This window comes from Bradyrhizobium sp. A5 (assembly GCF_042076515.1).
Classification (GTDB): domain Bacteria; phylum Pseudomonadota; class Alphaproteobacteria; order Rhizobiales; family Xanthobacteraceae; genus Bradyrhizobium; species Bradyrhizobium cosmicum.
This window is the reverse complement of sequence record NZ_CP148990.1, coordinates 3751654-3768486: the sequence shown is the minus strand read 5'-3', so window position 1 is coordinate 3768486 and position 16833 is coordinate 3751654. Positions and strand designations below refer to the sequence as shown.

11 protein-coding genes are annotated in these 16833 nt (G+C 63.7%); 6 read left to right on the top strand and 5 right to left on the bottom strand.

Features of this window, described 5'->3' with window-relative positions; all coding sequences use genetic code 11:
• Positions 1-123 precede the first annotated feature (123 nt).
• The gene (locus WHZ77_RS18125; RefSeq protein WP_375309183.1) at positions 124-843 is read left to right on the top strand and encodes a haloacid dehalogenase type II; all 720 of its coding nucleotides are present in this window, start codon (positions 124-126) and stop codon (positions 841-843) included.
• Positions 844-874: 31 nt separating this feature from the next.
• On the opposite strand, the gene WHZ77_RS18120 is transcribed toward WHZ77_RS18125, so the two are convergent.
• Both WHZ77_RS18120 and WHZ77_RS18115 read right to left on the bottom strand, forming a co-directional pair.
• A complete protein-coding gene (locus tag WHZ77_RS18120; protein WP_375309182.1) occupies positions 875-1774 on the bottom strand; it encodes a hypothetical protein in 900 nt (299 codons plus the stop codon).
• A gap of 3 nt (positions 1775-1777) precedes the next feature.
• Positions 1778-3598 carry a peroxidase family protein gene (locus WHZ77_RS18115; RefSeq protein WP_375309181.1) on the bottom strand — a complete coding sequence of 607 codons (1821 nt, stop codon included), beginning with the start codon at positions 3596-3598 and terminating at the stop codon, positions 1778-1780.
• Between the two features lie 326 nt (positions 3599-3924).
• Here WHZ77_RS18115 and WHZ77_RS18110 point away from each other — a divergent pair, with 326 nt between their 5' ends.
• Entirely contained in the window at positions 3925-5283 is a 1359-nt protein-coding gene (locus tag WHZ77_RS18110; RefSeq protein ID WP_375309180.1) for an FAD-binding protein, read from the top strand.
• A 215-nt stretch (positions 5284-5498) separates the two neighbouring features.
• Positions 5499-8651 (top strand): adenylate/guanylate cyclase domain-containing protein, encoded by a 3153-nt coding sequence (locus tag WHZ77_RS18105; protein WP_375309179.1) that lies wholly within the window; start codon positions 5499-5501, stop codon positions 8649-8651.
• Positions 8652-8712: 61 nt separating this feature from the next.
• Here the strand turns inward: WHZ77_RS18105 and WHZ77_RS18100 are convergent, their stop codons facing one another.
• Entirely contained in the window at positions 8713-9273 is a 561-nt protein-coding gene (locus tag WHZ77_RS18100; protein WP_375309178.1) for a TetR/AcrR family transcriptional regulator, read from the bottom strand.
• 281 nt (positions 9274-9554) lie between these two features.
• On the opposite strand from WHZ77_RS18100, the gene WHZ77_RS18095 reads away from it, so the two are divergent.
• Together WHZ77_RS18095 and WHZ77_RS18090 are read left to right on the top strand one after the other, a co-directional pair.
• Entirely contained in the window at positions 9555-10760 is a 1206-nt protein-coding gene (locus WHZ77_RS18095; RefSeq protein WP_375314756.1) for an efflux RND transporter periplasmic adaptor subunit, read from the top strand.
• A 5-nt stretch (positions 10761-10765) separates the two neighbouring features.
• Positions 10766-13912 (top strand): efflux RND transporter permease subunit, encoded by a 3147-nt coding sequence (locus WHZ77_RS18090; protein ID WP_375309177.1) that lies wholly within the window; start codon positions 10766-10768, stop codon positions 13910-13912.
• A gap of 51 nt (positions 13913-13963) precedes the next feature.
• Here the strand turns inward: WHZ77_RS18090 and WHZ77_RS18085 are convergent, their stop codons facing one another.
• Both WHZ77_RS18085 and WHZ77_RS18080 read right to left on the bottom strand, forming a co-directional pair.
• Positions 13964-14935, bottom strand: a complete 972-nt coding sequence (locus WHZ77_RS18085) for an MBL fold metallo-hydrolase (RefSeq protein ID WP_375309176.1) — start codon at positions 14933-14935, stop codon at positions 13964-13966.
• A 319-nt stretch (positions 14936-15254) separates the two neighbouring features.
• The gene (locus tag WHZ77_RS18080; RefSeq protein ID WP_375309175.1) at positions 15255-15920 is read right to left on the bottom strand and encodes a GntR family transcriptional regulator; all 666 of its coding nucleotides are present in this window, start codon (positions 15918-15920) and stop codon (positions 15255-15257) included.
• 116 nt (positions 15921-16036) lie between these two features.
• On the opposite strand from WHZ77_RS18080, the gene WHZ77_RS18075 reads away from it, so the two are divergent.
• A complete protein-coding gene (locus tag WHZ77_RS18075) occupies positions 16037-16831 on the top strand; it encodes an enoyl-CoA hydratase/isomerase family protein (protein ID WP_375309174.1) in 795 nt (264 codons plus the stop codon).
• The last annotated feature ends 2 nt before the right edge of the window (positions 16832-16833 follow it).

The window sequence follows — 16833 nt, the reverse complement described above, 5'->3', positions numbered from 1 at the left end:
CGAGAGCCCGGAATCTATCGGGCGGCGGGTTCTGTATCGAGATGGATTCCGGGCTCGATGCTGCGCATCGCCCCGGAATGACAGCAAGAAAATTGACAACAAGAACAATCAGGGTAAGCGCACATGTCCGATGTCACCGCCGTCAAAGCCCTCGTCTTCGACGTCTTCGGCACCGTCGTGGATTGGCGCACCAGCCTGATCACCGACTTCATGTGGTGGGCGAAGGGCCGCGGCATCAGTGCTGACTGGACCGCCCTGGTCGACGGCTGGCGCGGGCTGTACACGGCCTCGATGGACGACGTGCGTAAGCACCCCGAGCGCGGCTATGTCATGCTCGACGATCTGCACCGCCGTTCGCTGGAAAAGCTGGTCGAGAAGTTCGAGATCAAGGGCCTCACCGACGCCGATCTCGACCACCTCACCAAGGGCTGGCACCGTCTGCATCCGTGGCCCGACAGCGTTGCCGGCTTGACCCGGCTGAAGACGAAATTCGTGATCGCGCCGTTGTCGAACGGCAACGTCGCGCTGCTCACCAACATGGCGAAGTTTGCGGGCCTTCCCTGGGACCTCATCATGTCGGCCGAGCTGTTCGAGCACTACAAGCCCGATCCCGAGACCTATCTCGGCGCCGCGCGTCTTCTGTGCCTCAAGCCCGAAGAGGTGATGATGGTCGCCGCGCACAATGGCGATCTCGCCGCCGCCCAGAAGAATGGACTGAAGACCGCGTTCGTGGCCCGGCCGACGGAGTACGGCCCGTTGCAGAAGGTGGACTTCGAGGCCACCGGCAATTGGGACATCGTCGCCAGGGATTTTGGCGGGATCGCCGACAGGCTCGGCTGCTAGGGCGCTTGCCGGCAACCTTGCGCGGCGTTGGTCACGCGCGTCTTTCCGCGCGGATCTTGGCTGCCTCCCAGACCTTGCCGAGCAAGGCCGGGACGAGGCCGTGCGCCGGGCACTGATTCCAGGCGCCGGCGAAAAATGCCAAGCCCAGGTTGCGGGCGTGTCGTTGATGGGCATCTTCGAGTGCCAGCAGGATCAATGTCCGTGATCGCAGCCGGAGCAACCCAATGAAGTCGCCGTCGCGCGCCTCGCGGACCACGCGCGCCGGCGCGCGCAGGGTGCGGATCACCGCTTCCGGCGGTTCGATCTTCGCCAGATTGTCACCATGCAACGCCAGCTCGCGCATCAGCTCGGTCGACTTGACGAGGTTCTCCAATGCAAGCGCTGTTGCATGCGCGCAAGCCATATCGCGTTGCGAAGCAGTCTCGATTCGATCGAGCGAGGCCTTCAACGCACCACTGCATTTGATCCAGCACGCTCGCAGTGGCCAGGCCGACAGCCAGGCCTGCAACGTCCGCGCGGCCTCGTAGGACTCCTCGCTCGCGACATAGTTGGCGCAGAAGAGCCGGCCCACGGCTTGCTGAACTACGACGCCCATGTTGCGATGCGCGTGCCCGCCGCCGACATAGTCGCCGAGTTCGGCGATCTCCGGCGCGATTCTTTCCAACAGTGCCTCGACATTCGACAGCGTGGTTTCGAGCTTCGTCTGGTGCGCCGCGCGCAGCGGATCGTGCCGGTCACGAAACGCCGGCCAGATGTCGCCATCAGCCGTGCGAAAAGCCGCGAGCTTTGCCGCGACCGAGCGATTGAACAGGCCACCGCGGCCGGACAGTGGTCGGGTGACCGTCCCCGCATCATTGACGCGGAGCAGTTCGTCCGGATCGCGGACGATGGCGAGGCGGACAAGGCCCGGAATGCTGATGACGAGAGCCATGGCTCAGCCTTCCGATAAGTTCCAGGGGGCAAAGCTGTTGTTGACGCCCTCGAGCGCCGGGCCGAGTTGCGGCACGTGCCGCAGCAGTACTGATTTCATTCCGTTGTTCTGGATCCAGTCGAGACCGAAGTCGGTGTAGACTTCCGCCCGGTAGTCGTCGGTAAAGAAGCGGTCGCTCTTGAGACGCCGCGAGGCCATCAGGATGAAGATGCGGAAGGCGGTATCGCTGAAGCCAAAACCGTCCGGCAGGTCCTCGGCCAACAGCCCGACCATCAGATCGACGCGGTCGACGTCACCCTTGTAGATCGCGCGCATCTTCCTTGCCGCGCCGGGAATGCTGGTGATTTCCTCGAATGTCGTAACCCGCTTTTTGCCGACCAACTCGCGGAAGCGGTTGTAGCGCGGCACTCCGCGTTCGCGGTCACGCATGATATCGATCGCGGCGACGTCGAGCAGCGGCTGGTCGTCCTTTGTGAACTGGCGGAGAAAATTGGGGTAGTTGTGCAGGCGAATGGCGCCGGGATGAGCCGTGCCGAAGGAGTAGAGCAGGTCGACGAAGCCGTGAGTCTGCATGAACTCGCGGGAGGCCCGTCCCTGCATATCGACCAGGTCGTAGGGTTTGGAGTCCGTGGTATCGAGCCTCCGCACCTCCATCTTGTCCGGGACCAGCGGGTGCAGGCGGTAGACTGCAGTGAATTCCTCGGTCATCGCGTAGGGCGCGCTATGCTGCTCGGTCGGAGAGCCGATGATGCCATAGGCGGCTTCGCTGTCCTTGCCGAGCACCGCGCGCAGCACCCGGTTCGGTATCCCCGACCAGTTGGCGTGCATGCTCAGGTCCAGCGCAGGATGGCCGAGGATGCCCGGCGTCCATTCGACGGTGTGGATCTTGGCGATCAGGGCCGCGTTGATCAGGCGCGCACGCTGGAATAGCTCCTCGTCGTCCCAGGTCGGATACCGCGTCTTCAAGCCATCGCAGATGACGTTGTGCTCGCGTGCGAAGAGATTGTGCAGCAGGCTGAGCCCGACCCACCAATTGTCGTTGAAGCCGGTGAGATCGGCACCCGCATGAGCTGGATCGGCTGGAAGCATTCCGTCGTTGCCGACCGCGATCTTGCCATCGACCCCGGAACGAATCTGCATCTGCCTTTCGCGACTGCTGCCGTAGATCTGTCCGGCGTCCCACCAGTGCGAGTTGAGGTTGCGAAATGTCGGGGTGGCGCCGAGCCATGGTTCGCGCGATGACCCGTCGCAAACTGTGCGACGGATCTTCATGCAGTCGTCGATCCGTTCCTCCTTAGGCCATTCGTCGCCCGGCGGGAGCGGGATTTTGAATTCGTTGCCCGGCTTGGGCAACCCATGGCTGAACCAATTGTGCGTTTCGAACTGGATCCAGGCGGCGGCCAGCAGATTGAGGCTAGTCGCGGGAATGAAGGTGTGGCGTGCCAGTAATTCCTGCGAAATCACGCGCGGGCTAGGGTCGAGCAGATCATTGCCGCTGTCCGGCACGCATTCCGGCAGCGGAAAATTGCGTCCGAACCGGGCGCCAGCCATGCCCATGCGCGGATGATCGAGGCTGTTGAATGAGCCGTCGGCGGACCGCCAGCGGTCGTTGCCAGTGCTCCAGCCAGGCGATGTCGTGCCGTAGCCGGTATGGTGGAGATTGTGCTCCCGCAGCCGGTCGCGGAAGACCGAAAGATTGGCAGCCGCGAGCAGGGTCGGCAGGTGGTCCCATCTGGCGAAGAAGTTGATGGCCCGAAACACAATATCCAGGACACCTTGGAGCAGGCCACGATGGAAGACAAAACCATCGTTCTCTCGGGACATTGGCACTCCCAAACGCAAACGCGTGAATAAATTGGGCTTGCAACCAATAAATGTGGTTCAATAGCACCAAAGTGCCCGCTTGCCAACGTGACTTGCTGGAGGCCGCGGTCGCCGGGCATTCAATTTTTCCTGTTGGTTGGATATTCGCTCGGATAGGATGCCCTACAGCCGTGGGGTGCATCAGGCGACCCGGCTGAATTTGCGTGAGCGGGGGCAAAGCTGCGCGTCAACGCACTTCAACCTCGTGAGAACCAGGCCGACACCGGCGTCGGCAAGACCGAAAAGCCATCTTGAGTTGCGTGTTTCGCCGTCCAGGGGTGACGCAGATGGGCAATATGGTTCGCAATTACGATGGCGGGATCACAAGCTCTCCCGCGCAACTGGTGTCGCCGCGCTCCGTCGACGAGATTCAATCGATCCTGAGGGACGCCGAGGGCTACCCCAGTCCTGTTCGGGCGATGGGCAGCTATCATTCCTTGACGCCGTGCGCATCCTCGGACGGGACGATCATCGACATGTCCGGGATGAGCCGCATCCTCAAGATCGATCCCCACAGCATGACGTTCACGGCCGAAGCGGGCCTCCAGTTCATTGCCGCGTCGCGGGTGTTGCGGGCGATGAACCTCCAGTTTCGGACCAATATCGAGATCGGGAACATGACGCTCGGTGCGGCGGCCTGCTGCCACACCAAGGATGGCCTGGATGGCGGCGAGTTCGGGCAGGTCGGCTCGTATATCACGGCGATCAAGTGGGTGACGCCCAGCGGCGAACTGGCGGAAGCGTCGGAGGCCACAAATCCGGGTCTGATGTACCTCATGCGGTCGAGCTACGGCCTGTGCGGCGTCATCTACGAGGTCACGTTTCATATCAAGCCGCTGGAGGCGATCCACTTCAGATATCTGCCGCGCCCGATCGGAGAACTGACCGAGAAGGAAGTGGATGGGATCATCGATGCGTCGCGAGGCCTGATCTGCTGGACGGTCGGCCGAAAGGCGCACTTTCAGACGCGACATCCCATCGACAGGGTTGGACCGTTGGGGGCGCTGTTCGCCGCCAGCCGCCGGAAGCTCTGGAATTATGCGGAAGCCCGCGTTGGCAGGTTCATCGACAGCAGCGTCCCGACCAAGCCTCTCAGGGATGCGACGCTCGACACGTGGTTCGTCGGCAACAGGCTGTTGATGTCATTCCTGCACCTGGCCGGCGGAGCCACCCTGTACAATCCCGACAAGACGATCGACTACAGCCAAACGCCGCCGTCGGCGCGATATGCATTTACATTCTGGGCCTTTCCGCGCCACGAATGGCTGAATGTTCTGCGCGACTACGTGGACTTCAGCGAAAAGTATTTCGAGGACCATGACTTTCGCTGCAACATGGCGCTTGGCTCATATTTCATCCGGAAGGACGAGCATTCGTTGCTGTCCTATTCGCATGACGGAGACATTTTTTCAGTTGACCCCATTCACGCTTATACGGACAGGCCGGCGTGGGACGGGTTTTTGAAGGAGTTCAATGAGTTTGCGTACAAGAGGAACGGCATTCCTTTGCTGAATCAAAGTCCGTTCATCACGAAGCAGCATGTCACGGCGGCGTATGGGCAGCGATGGACGCAGTTCTCTGCGCACGTCAAGCAGGAGGATCCGTCCGGGCGCATGCTGAACCCATTCTTTGCCAACCTGCTCTGAGCCCGTCAGGACTGGCTCAGAGCCGACAGACGAAGCGTGCCTTCTGATCTGGATGGGGACTGTCGGCGTTGTGACAGGACAGTATGGCTGACCGAATATCAGCCACTGCGGCGTGGACTTCTCTCGAGAGAAGGGTGCAATCTCTTGGCGCTCAGGAAAGATGGCAGCGGCGCCAAATCGAACCGCGGAACATTGTCAGAATTCCGGGATGAGTGATGGACGACCCTCAAGACAGAGTAACCGAACGCCGCCAACTGACCGTTCTGTTCTGCGACGTCGTTGATTCAACGGGCCTCTCCGAGCGCTGCGACATCGAGGATTTGCGAGAATTATTGCTGGAATTCCAAGCGATAAGCTCGCGATGCATCAGCGATGCCGGAGGCAGCGTCGTCAACTACATCGGCGACGGCATTCGTGCGGAATTCGGCTATCCGCTTGCTTCGGAGAACGAGGCGGAGAGTGCGGTACGCGTTGGCCTGACGTTGCTGCGCGAACTTCAAGAACTGAGCGAGCGCGCCACGGCGGCGATCCAGGAACCGCTTCGCGTTCGGATCGGGGTCCATACGGGTGTCGCGGTGATCGGCAAGGCGGGGCCGGGCCATGTGCACGATGCGACGGAGATCGTCGGCGAGACGCCCAACATCGCATTCCGGTTGCTGGAAATGGGCGAGCCCAATTCGCTCGTGATCAGTGGTGAGACCAGGCGTCTCCTACGCGGCGAATTCGCCTTGCAACCGCTCGGCATGCGGTCGCTCAAGGGATTGTCGCGCAAGGTCGAGGTCTTTCTCGTCGCGGGCGAGACGCCGAAAGATGGCGCCGGCCATCGCGCCCGCCACCGCAATGCCTCGCGCCTTATCGACAGGGTGACCGAACTCGGCCAGTTGCTGCAGGCTTGGGAGCTGGCGACGACCGGGCAGGGGCGTACGGTGGAGATCACCGGAGAGCCCGGGATCGGCAAGTCGCGCCTGGCGCTGGAGCTGATCGACAGGGCCGCATTGCCGGATGATCTGATCCTGGCGATCCAGGCTTCCGCTCCGCATCAGAACACGCCGTTATACCCGATCATCAGAGCTCTGGAGCAACGCATTGGCATTGCCAGGGATGAGGACGCCGAGGTCAATTCGGCGCGTCTGCGTGATTTCATGGCCGCGACGTCCGGCGGCGACGAGGAGCAGTTGACGCTGATCGGCCGGATGCTCGGTTTACCGGTGCCGGTGGTGTCAGGCCCGACAATTCCCGACGCGCATGAGCAGCGCCGTAAAACGCGCGATGCGGCCGTGCGGTTGTTGACCTCGCAGACGCGCGGCGAGGCCAGCCTGATCCTGGTTGAGGATTTTCACTGGGCCGATCCCTCGACGATCGAGATCATCGAGCGCATTGCCGGCCAGGTCGACGGCACGCGGTCTCTCCTGGTCGTCACCAGCCGGGCGTCCATCATCGGCAACGTCTCGCCGACGATCCTGCGCATCGTGCTTAAGCGCCTTGACCACGAGCAATGCCGCGATCTCGCCGGATCGGTCGTTCGCGACAAGCAGCTGTCAAGCCAGTTGATCCAGCAGATCGTCGCGCGATCGGACGGTGTGCCGCTGTTCGTGGAGGAGTTGGCGGCTGCAGCCCTCGAGACCGGCCAGCTCGATCCGGGCGTCAGAACGGTCGACGCCAGCGGACCTTCGGAGGTGCCGTCGGCGCTCTACGACTCCCTGATGCTTCGTCTCGAGCGCCTCGGCAATGCCAAGGCGGTCGCGCAGCTCGCATCGGTGATTGGCCGAAGCTTTTCGCATCGGCTTCTTGATGCCGTTGCGGGTGAACTTCAGGACGCCCTCGACCCCGCCCTCAATCGCCTGCGGGCGTCTGGATTGATCGGGCTTGAGCGCGACGACGACGAAAAGGTCTATTCCTTCAAGCATGCCCTGGTCCGGGACGTCGCCTATTATTCGCTTCTCAAACGGCAGAGACGGGAGCTGCACGACCGCGTGGCTGCGGAGATCGAACTCCATCTGCCCGAAGTTGCCATCACGGAACCAGGCTATCTCGCGCATCATTTATCCGAGGCCGGACGCACCTCCCGAGCGGCGCAGATGCGGCTCAAGGCGGCCCAGCAGGCCGCGGAGCGTTCGGCAAATCTGGAGGCGATCGCCGAGCTCAACATGGCGCTCGAGGAGATCCGGAGGCTTCCAGCGGGACTTGAACGGGATAATCTGGAGCTGAACGTCCAGATCGCGCTGATCGGGCCGACGATCGCACTGCGGGGATTTGGCGCCGACGCGGTCGCGGATGTGAGCAGTCGTGCCATCGATCTCTGCCGCGCTCTCGACAACGATACGCGCATCTTTCCGGCGCTGTACGCAAGATGGTCCTATTTGCGCGTCGCAAGCAACGTGCGGGAGGCGGGCACGCTGGCGCAGGACTTTCTGACACTCGCCGAGCAAAAGGGAACGAGGGCCGATCGGATGGTCGGCCATCGGCTGCTCGGCACGTCGTTGCTCGACGGCGAGACTGAGCAGGCTTGCGTCCATCTCGACCGGGCGGTCAAGCTCTACGATGCTGCCGCCGACCGTGCGACGGCCGTGACGTACGGCACGGATGTGCAGGTCACCAGTCTGTCCAACCTGTGCATCTGCTGCTGGCTGGTGGGCCGGGTGACTGATGCGATCAAGCATGGCCGGGAGGCACTTAAACACGCGCAGCAATTGGCGCATGCCCATACCCTCGGCTACGCCTACGCGCATGTCTGCATGCTCTACACGCTGGAGCGGGACGTGCAGACGGTGCGGGCGCTCGCACAGCGGACGCTCGAGGGGGCGATCAGACGGGAGCTGCCGCTGTGGATTTCGGTGGCGCGGACATTCCTCGGTTGGGCCGACATTGAAAGCGGCCGCCTCGCGGAAGGCATCGACGTGCTCGAGAAGCAGCGCGATTTCCTGCAGATGGCGCACGTCGTCTACCAGCTGCCATGGTACCTTTGCTGGCTCGCGGAAGCCTATGTCCGCTCCGACAGGTTGGCGGACGCCCGACGTTGTCTCGATCAGGCGCGCAATGTCTTCGGGCGGGGCGGCAATTACTGGTACGAGGCCGAGTGCCTGCGTATCGAAGGGCGATTTGCATCACATGCGCAAATCAACGACACCGGGCTTGCCGAACAGAATTTCGAGCAGGCTCACGCGCTCGCCCACCGGCGTGGCCAGCGCGGATTCGGCTTGCGTGCCGCGGTGGGTCTTGCCGGATTGCTCGTCACCAAAGGCCAGACCGAGGGCGCCCGCACGCTGCTGCAGCACGAATTGCAGTTCTTCGCCGGTCAGCCGGAGGGCGGGGATCGCTCGGATGCCATCAGGCTGATGCGCGACCTCCAGGAGCGCTCGCGCGGCTGACAGCTCAGGCCCGGGATCGAACCGGTATGCCATGCAGAGCTTACGGCTTGGCAGCGCGATCTTAAGGCGCGCAGAACATCGCAATCGCAAGATCGATCCGCTTGTCCAGCAGACGGCGGTTGAGGCGGAATCCGTCGTCGGCCAGCAGCCTGAAATGATCGTGGCTGAACACCATTCCCAGCAGCATTTCGGCGACGGCGCGGAGCGGCATGCCTTTGAGGCGCGGTTCCAGCCTGACAGTTTCGAGCAGGCCTGCAACGTCGTCGGTGCCGCTCTCCATGATGACCTCCGCGAACATGCGGCCGAGGTCCGGTGAGGCTTGGCGTTCGCCGATGATCAGCCGATGCAGCGCGATCTCGCTGGGCGCCAGCGCCACGTCCGCAATTCTCCGGAGTGCGGTTCGTAGCTGTGCGGTCGGCGATCCCGACAAGGGAGGGTTTGCGAAATGGGCCTCGGGCAGGCTCCGCAGCAGCATGGCCCGGAATAGCTCGGTCTTGCTCTCGAACAATTTATAGAGCGTCTTCTTCGACATCCCCGCGGCGCCGGCAATGTCGTCCATGGTGGTCGCGGCAAAACCCTTGCTGGTGAAGGTGGCCTTCGCTGCCGCCAGCAACTGCATCATGCGCGCATCCGGGGCAGGGAGGTCGAGGTCCCGTCTCTCCCGATCCGAACGCGTGCTGCCGCCGGTACGCCTGCGACCGCTGGATTGGCTCGTCATGTAAACCTGCCGTTAAACATCCGCTGCATCACGACCGCTTGATCTGGAATTCTGCCGCCAGCCTATCACTTGACTTCAAGGAAGGAAACTACCAAGTTTCCAAAAGGAAACTGAATAGTTTCCAAATGTTTCCAGCCAGATCGCCGCATCGGCAGCGCTGGCCAAATCGTCCATGGATTGTCATGATGCTTGCCCCGGTCGTCCGCATTGTTCCGTTGTTCGCCTTGCTGTCGCTCGCGGCCTGCGGCGAGCAGAGCCAGGTGCCGGTCGCGCAACAGATGGCGCCTGAAGTCGGCGTCGTCACGTTGAAGCCGCAGGAGGCGAAGATCTCGACGGTCCTGCCGGGCCGCGTCGTTGCCTATCAGGTCTCGGAGGTGCGTCCCCAGGTCACCGGCATCCTGCTCAAGCGCGATTTCGTCGAAGGGACCGAGGTCAAGGAGGGCGCTCAGCTCTATGAGATCGATCCCGTCCAGTACAAGGCGGCATTGGCGAGCGCCGACGCCGCGGTGCAGAAGGCGGAGGCAACGCTCGTCAGCGTGAAGCTGAAGGCCCAGCGCAAGACCCAGCTGCTCCAGACCAACGCGGCGAGTCAGCAGGACGTCGACGATGCCGTCGCCGCCTACAAGCAGGGCGAGGCCGATTTGAACGCGGCGAAGGCCAACCGCGACACCGCCGCGATCTCGCTGGACCGCACCAAGGTCACCGCATCGATCTCGGGCCGGATCGGCAAGTCGACCATCACGCCGGGCGCGCTTGTCACGGCGAGCCAGGCGACCGCGATGACCACGATCCAGCAGCTCGACCCTGTCTACGTCGATCTCGACCAGTCGACCTCGGAGATGGAGCGGCTGCGCAGCCAGATCGCGAGCGGGAAGCTCAAGCGTCCGGCCGATGGCGTCCAGGTCGAATTGCTGATGGAGAGCGGCAAGACCTACGGCCACAAGGGCAAGTACGGTTTCACCGACGCAAGCGTCAACGAGAACACCGGCTCGGTCTCCTCGCGCGCGATCTTCGCCAATCCCGAGCGGGCGCTGCTGCCCGGCATGTATGTGCGCGCACGCGTGGTTGCCGGCGTCGATCCGGCCGCGATCCTGGTGCCGCAGCGGGCTGTCTCGCGCAATCCGCTCGGGCAGGCGGTCGCGATGTTCGTCGACAAGGACGGCAAGATCGAGCAGCGAACGCTGGATCTGGGCGAGGGGGTCGACGGCAACTGGCTGGTGCAGTCAGGCGCCAAATCCGGCGATCGCCTGGTCGTCGATGGCACGCAGAAGGCGCGTCCCGGCGCGGCCGTGAAGACCGTCGAGGTCGCGGTTGACCCGGCGAGCGGTCTCACGGTGAACCCGACGCGGCAGGCCGATGCGCGGCCCGCGGCCGCCACAGCCGGGCAATAAACGTCATGTCGCGCTTCTTCATCAAGCGGCCGATCTTCGCCTGGGTCATCGCCATCCTGATCATGCTGGGCGGCGTGCTGGCGATCATGCGCCTGCCGATCGCGCAATATCCGCAGATCGCGCCGACCGTCGTCTCCATCAGCGCGACCTATCCCGGCGCCAATGCCCAGACCGCCGAGAACTCGGTGACCAAGGTCATCGAACAGAACATGACCGGCCTCGACAATCTGCAATACATGTCGTCGTCGAGCACCTCGACCGGCGCCGTGTCGATTTCCCTGACCTTCAACAACGAGGCCAATGGCGACATCGCCCAGGTCCAGGTGCAGAACAAGCTCCAGCTCGCGACCCCGCTGCTGCCGCAGGTGGTGCAGCAGCAGGGCATCAAGGTCGTCAAGTCGTCGTCGAGCTTCCTGATGGTGCTCGGCTTCGTCTCCGACGACGGCAGGCTCAGCGCCAGCGACGTTGCCGATTACGTGGCGTCCACGATCAACGATCCCATCAGCCGCGTCGCGGGCGTCGGCCAGGTGCAGCTGTTCGGCGCCGAATACGCGATGCGGATCTGGCTCGATCCCGACAAGCTGGCCAAGTACAATCTGATGCCCGGCGACGTCACCACCGCGATCCAGGCCCAGAATACCCAGGTCACGGCCGGCCAACTCGGCGGCCTGCCGGCCGTCGGCGGCCAGCAGCTCAATGCCACCATTACCTCGCAGAGCCGCCTGCAGACCGTCGAGCAGTTCAAGGACATCATCCTCCGCACCGCATCGACCGGCCAGACGGTCCGCATCGGCGACGTCGCGCGCGTCGAGCTCGGCTCGAAATCCTACGACTCCACGGCGCGCTACAACGGCAAGCCCGCCGCCGGCATGGGCATCAGCCTTGCCACCGGCGCCAACGCGGTTGCGACCTCCGAAGCGGTGAAGGCGCGCATCGCCCAGCTCACGGCGACCATGCCGGAGGGTCTTCGCGTCATCTACCCCTACGACACCACCCCGTTCGTGAAGCTGTCGATCGAGAAGGTGGTGCACACGCTGTTCGAGGCGATCGCTCTCGTCTTCGTGGTGATGTTCGTGTTCCTGCAGAGCTGGCGGGCGACCATCATCCCGACCATCGCGGTGCCGGTGGTGCTGCTCGGGACGTTCGGCGTGCTCTCGCTCGCCGGCTATTCGATCAACACGCTTACGATGTTCGCGATGGTGCTGGCGATCGGTCTCCTGGTCGACGATGCCATCGTCGTGGTCGAGAATGTCGAGCGCGTCATGGCCGAGGAGAAACTCGGCCCGCGCGAGGCGACCGAGAAATCGATGCGCGAGATCACCGGCGCGCTGGTCGGCATCGGCGTCGTGCTCTCGGCCGTGTTCATTCCGATGGCGTTCTTCAACGGTTCGGTCGGGATCATCTACCGGCAGTTCGCGCTCACCATCGTCACGGCGATGCTGCTCTCGGTGCTGGTGGCGCTGGTGCTGACGCCGGCCTTGTGCGCCACGATCCTGAAGCCGCCTAGAGATCACGGTGCGCAGCGCGGCTTCTTCGGGCTGTTCAACCGCGGCTTCGACCGCATGGCCGATGGCTATCAGCGCACCGCGGGCGCCGCGATCAAGCGGATCACGGCAGTGATCATCGCCTTCGCGGCCATTGTCGCCAGCATGGTGTTCCTGTTCCAGCGGTTGCCAAGCTCGTTCCTGCCCGAAGAGGACCAGGGCACGGTTATCACCCTGATCCAGCTGCCGGTCGGCGCAACCGCCACCCGCACGCTCGATGTCATCAAGCAGGTCGAGCGACAGTATCTCGACAACGAGAAGGACGCCGTGCAGGGCGTGTTCGCGGTCAGCGGCTACAGCTTCTCGGGCCAGGGCCAGAACGTCGCTCTTGCCTTCGTCAGCCTGAAGCCGTTCGACGAACGCAAGGACGCGGCGGCTTCGGCGCAGGCCGTGGTCGGCCGCGCCATGGGTGCGTTCGCAAAGATCCGCGACGCGATGGTGTTTGCGGTGCTGCCGCCCTCGATCCCCGGCTTCGGCAATGCCGGCGGCTTCGACGTCTATCTCCAGGATACCGGCGGTGGCGGTCACGACGCGCTGATCCAGGCGCGCAACCAATTGCTCGGCCAACTCGCGGCCGACAAGCGCGTGGCGCAGACGCGGCCGAACGGCCAGGACGACACGCCGCAATTCAACCTCGACGTCGACCAGGCCAAGGCCACGGCGCTCGGCGTGAGCCTCAGCGATCTCAACACCACGCTGTCGGCGGCGTGGGGCGGCGCCTATGTCAACGACTTCATCGATCGCGGTCGCGTCAAGCAGGTCTATGTCCAGAGCGACGCGCCGTTCCGCATGGATACCAGCGACATCGGCCGCTGGTACGTCCGCAACGCCTCGGGCTCCATGGTGCCGTTCTCGGCGCTTGCCACCAATCGCTGGAGCTTCGGCTCGCCGCGGCTCGAGCGCTACAACGGCGTTGCCGCCGTCGAGCTCCAGGGGCAGGCGGGGCAGGGCATCAGTTCGGGCGTCGCCATGCAGGCGGTGGAAGAGCAGATGGCGAAGCTGCCCAAGGGCTACGGCCACGAATGGACCGGATTGTCGTTCCAGGAGCGGCTGACCGGCAGCCAGACGCTGTATCTCTATTCGATCTCGCTGCTGATCGTCTTCCTCAGCCTCGCCGCGCTCTACGAGAGCTGGTCGGTGCCGCTCGCGGTGATGCTGACGGTGCCGATCGGCGTGCTCGGCGCACTGCTCGGGGCAACGTTCTTCAGCCAGGCCAACGACGTCTATTTCCAGGTCGGCCTGCTCACCACGATCGGTCTTGCCTCGAAGAACGCGATCCTGATCGTCGAGTTCGCGCTGGAGCAGATCGCGGCCGGCCGCAGCCTCGTGGATGCCACGCTGCACGCGGCGCGTCAGCGTCTCCGCCCGATCCTGATGACGTCGCTCGCGTTCATCCTCGGCGTGCTGCCTTTGGCGGTGGCGACGGGCGCGGGCTCTGCCAGCCAGAACGCGGTCGGCATCGGGGTCGCCGGCGGCATGATCGCGGCGACCGGTCTCGGCATCTTCTTCGTGCCGGCGCTGTTCGTGCTGGTGAAGCGGATATTTCCGGGCGCTCGGGCGGACACGGCCGCCTCGCAGTCTCGCGCGGTCGCGGAGCCCGCTGAGTAGCGAGCGCTGAGTCCGGGCGGCGCGTGCGCCACCCGGATCCGGTCTGACGAGCTACAACGTCATCTGCATCGGTTCGGCATAATAGCGGAAGCCGTCGCCGGCCTTGGCGACATGGCCGTAGCCCGGCCAGGCGAAATGATACGACATCACCGGGATCTTGTTGGCCGCGAGCATGGTGAGCAGTTTTACGCGCGACTCGGCCGCCTGCTTCGGGTCGGTGTCGTAGGAGAATTCCATCCGCGGCCGCTCCAGCAGCAGCACCGAATGGTGCGAGAGGTCGCCAAGGAACGCGAAGGACTTGCCGGCCGACGAGACCATGAAGATGGTGTGACCGACGGTATGGCCGGGCGCGGAAATCGCCTGAATGCCGGGCAGGAATTCCTGGCCGTCCTTGAAGAACACGATGCGGTCGCGGACCGGCAGCAGGTTCTTGCGGGCGTGCACGACGAAGTCCTTGGCCGGGCTCCCCAGCTTGCCTTCATCGGTCCAGAAGTCGAAATCAGTCTGGGAGATGTAGATCTGCGCGTTCGGAAACAGCGGCTTGTTGTCGGCATCCACGATGCCGCCGATATGGTCGACATGCGCATGCGAGCAGACCACGGCATCGATGTCACCAGGCTTGATGCCGGCCTCCATCATGCTCTTCTGCTGCCGGCCGGTGGTGGGGCCGAACATCTTCGAACTGCCCATGCCGGTATCGAACAGGATGAGCTTGTCGCCGGTGTTCACGATCGGCGAGTTCTGCTCCAGCACGACGTTGTCCGGCGACAGGAAATTGTCGGCGAGCATCTTCTTCACCTCCTCCTTAGGAACGCCGGTGAAGGTCCCGGAGGGATCGCCGAGCGGCAGCGGTCCGTCGGAGACGACGGTCACTTCGGCATCGCCGAGCGTGAAGCGGTGCCAGTAGGGCGTCTGGGTGCCGAGCTTGGGCGCGCGTGCGAGCGCACTGCCGCCGAGCATCGCACTGGCGCCGAGGCCGGCGCCGAGGGAGAGCAGGGACCGGCGTGAAACATTGAATGTCATCGGTTTCCTCCAGTTTATGTTTTGATCCGCGCGATTTTTCGCGCGTGATGTTCGGCCTGAGGCCAGCAGCCGGATGCTGCGCCGGTTCAGACGAGCTCGCAAGTGGAATTGGTTTGCGGACGATCGCGTTTTGTCAAAGCTGAAAGAGCAATTCCGGCAGACGACAAAAGACGCCGTTGCCGACGTTCTCGTCGTCAGAACGATCCAGCCGATTCTGCCGCAATGCAATCAATGATTGTGTCGCGATTGTGTCTGCTGACGGCGCGATGTGGGCGGCCGACAGAAATCTTTCTGTGTCATGATGGTGCTCGCTGCCACCTCACGCGATCCGCAGCGCGCGGTCGTTGGCTTCGGTCTCGGCAAAGCCCGCCTGCAGCACCTCCTCGCGCTTGTGGCGCAGATGCGCACGCAGGATGTGCGAGAGGCCGGCGCCGTCGCGCCGCTGCAGCGCGTTCAGGATCGCCTCGTGCTCCTTCACGGCGAACGCCCAGCGCTGCGGCGTCATCGGCGTGACATAGCGTGCGCGGCGGATGCGCGCGGTGACGGACGCGTAGAGCCCGGTCAGCGCGGGATTGTCGGCCGCGGCCACGATTGCCTCGTGGATGGCGCGGTTGCCGCGATAATACTGGATCAGGTCGCCCTCGCGATAATGCCGAACCATGTCGTCATGCGCGGCGGCGATCCGGCCGATCTCGGCATCGCTGATGCGCTCGCAGGCGAGCTCGCCGGCGAGGGCTTCGAGGCCCTGACAGACCTCGAACAGATCGCGCATGTCCTTGTCGGTCAGTTTTGCCGCGCGCGAGCCACGGTGGGGCAGGAGCTGCACGAGCCCTTCGGCGGCGAGCACCTTGAGCGCCTCGCGCAGCGGCGTGCGCGAGATCTGCAGCCGATCGCACAGCTCGCGCTCGGGAATCCGGGCACCCGGCGGGATTTCGCCGTCGAGCAGGATGGCGCGGATACGGCCGACGACCTCCTCGTGAAGCATGGGAGCGGCTCCGATTTGAATGCAAAAATGAAACTATCGACTGCCGATCGGAAGTTTCAGCTTGATAATCGCGAATTTTGCATTCAAAAATGTAAAAAACAAGAGGATATGAGGAAATGGACCACGCGGTGGAGGCGGATGACCTCGTTTTTGAATGCAATGACGGCATCGGGCGGATCACATTCAACCGTCCGCAGGCGCGCAACGCCTTCACCTTCGCCATGTACGAGCGCCTCGCGGCGGTCTGCGAGGAGGCCAACCGAGATCATTCGCTCAAGGTGCTGGTGCTGCGCGGGGCCGGCGACAAGGCCTTCGCCTCGGGCACGGACATCAACCAGTTCCGCGAATTCAAGACACCGCAGGACGCCATCGACTACGAGAACCGGATCGATCACGTGCTCACAACGCTTGAGCAGTGCCGGGTGCCGACCATCGCTGCGATCAACGGGTTCTGCACCGGGGGCGGGGCGGGCATCGCCGCGGCCTGCGACCTGCGCATCGGCACGAGAAGTGCAAAAATCGGATTTCCGATCGCCCGGACGCTCGGTAACTGCCTGTCGATGTCAAATGTCAGCCGTCTCACCGCGCTGATTGGTGCTGCCCGCGTCAAGGATCTGATCTTCACCGCGCGCCTCGTTGACGCCACCGAGGCTGCCAGCGTCGGGTTGCTCGGCGAGGTCGTCGACGACATCGCCGCGCTCGACAGACGCGCGGACGAGGTCGCCCGGCTGCTGGCCGGTCACGCGCCGCTGACCCTGACCGCGACCAAGCAGGCTGTCGCCCGCCTGCAGAAGCGGCTGACACGGGACGAGGGCGAAGACCTCATCCTGATGTGCTACACGAGCCAGGATTTTCGCGAAGGGCTCGATGCTTTCCTCAACAAGCGCGCGCCGCAGTGGCGCGGTCAATAGGA